Consider the following 1,772-nt stretch of genomic DNA (forward strand, 5'->3'; position numbering starts at 1 on the left):
TCAAAGGATGCCAGCCAGCGGACATATTTCCGCAGCTCAGCTTCGTTGATGCTGTAATCGTCATTCAGTGGAACACAGATTGCGGGGAAAATGGTCTTATAGTCAATGACTTTTTTCTTACTCATGATAATCTCCTTTGCTTGTTTTTACCAAATGAGAATAGCACTTTTTCTATTGAAATAAAAAATTGAGTAATGCAAACGATTGCATATCAGCGCCGGCTATAGCTTACAAAAACACTTTAATGAGGTTTAGCCGAGTAAAGACTGAATGGAATGGAGAAATTTCGGCACGGATGTTGCCAGCGCAGAAACGGTAAGAGCTAAACAGAAAAGATAGCTGATCGTCATGCAGACCTGCAGAACACGCGGCTGTTTTACTCCTGCGTTAACGTCCTTCCTCCAAATCAGCAGGCACATGAATAAGCCGGCTACAGGGGTCGCGATTGCCGTCGCAACGTTGGAGAGGTAAATCAGCTGAACTGGGGAGCCACCATAGCTGAAGCAGATTACGGCACATACAACAAGAACGATCAGGGATTCCCAGCGAATCCATTTGGATTCCAGATTTGTCGGCTTGTTGTATCCGGCGTTTAGAAGAACCACGGTACGCTGAGTATTACCAAGAAGCGATGAGAACGCAGCTCCCAATAGAGCAATGCCCATAATGTATTTCGCAGAATTTCCCAAAACCGGTACAAGCATGTCCGCCATCTGTACCGGGGTGCTTAGAACTTTCCCGGTTGGGTGAAGAACGATGGCACCCACCAGGACAATGGCACCGCTGATTAAAACCACGCCTACGATATGCGCGATCGCATCGCTTAGCATCACACCGTTAAATAGATCTTCTTTTTTCCACTTTTTCTCATTACCTAGATAGGTTCCGTAAATACCGGTTGTAATCGAGGCATTTGTGCTGATAAACGCAAGTGCCACCGCGAGGCTTCCAGCCGGAAAGTACCAGTGTGACAGCCCGCTTGCGGCCTGTCCGGCCGAAAAATTACCGGTTCCGAACAGTGTTGCATAAAAGGCACAGATCATGCCGAGGATGCAAACCATGATTCCTTTTTCAACCTTGGAATAGACTCCTTTGGAAAAATAGACATATACCATCACACAAATCATTACAAGTGATCCGATTTTCCAATCCATTCCAAAAATCAAAGTCATCCCGGCTCCGGTTCCGGAAATATTGCCCATGGTAAAAAAAGTACAAGCCAGAAAGGTGGCAATCCCGACAAATTCCGCGGCGAATTTGCCGTAATAATGCCGTATTGCATGAACTGCGGGCATACCGGTTAAAAGTGAGATCCGGTAGGTTGTCAGCAAAAACGTTGTCCCCATAAATGCGATAGGAATCAAGAGCCAGAGCAAAGAATAACCGTATTTGGAACCCAACATGGAAGCTGTGGTAATAGCTCCAGGTCCGACCACGACTCCTGTTAAAACAATGCCCGGTCCAATCCGTTTGATCAGACTGAGGAAGGGGAGGCGCTTTACAACATTTGTGTTCTCTGTAGAAGAAACTTCCGTAACCTGATTCATCTGTTACATCTCCTTTTCAAGACAACTCCTAATAAGCGAATATTGCTCAGAGGCTGACTTTACCGCAGCCGCATTTTTCAACGCCCTCTTTGACCCAGGCTTTTTCCTCGTCGGTCAAAGGCAGAACCGGACGGCGCATTAAAGCGGAAGAGAAAATGCCGCGCTGGACAAGGGCTTCTTTCATGCGTGCGTGCGCCTCGCCGGAGGGCTGGCCGCCACCGTAGA

Annotated in this window: 1 protein-coding gene; it reads right to left on the reverse strand. The window is 47.2% G+C overall.

Features of this window, described 5'->3' with window-relative positions:
• Positions 1–251 precede the first annotated feature (251 nt).
• Positions 252–1,547 (reverse strand): Nramp family divalent metal transporter, encoded by a 1,296-nt coding sequence (locus tag ACLQ3M_RS04900; RefSeq protein ID WP_411676586.1) that lies wholly within the window; start codon positions 1,545–1,547, stop codon positions 252–254.
• Positions 1,548–1,772 lie beyond the last annotated feature (225 nt).

It is taken from the genome of Caproicibacter sp., from assembly GCF_046707225.1.
GTDB lineage: Bacteria > Bacillota > Clostridia > Oscillospirales > Acutalibacteraceae > Caproicibacter.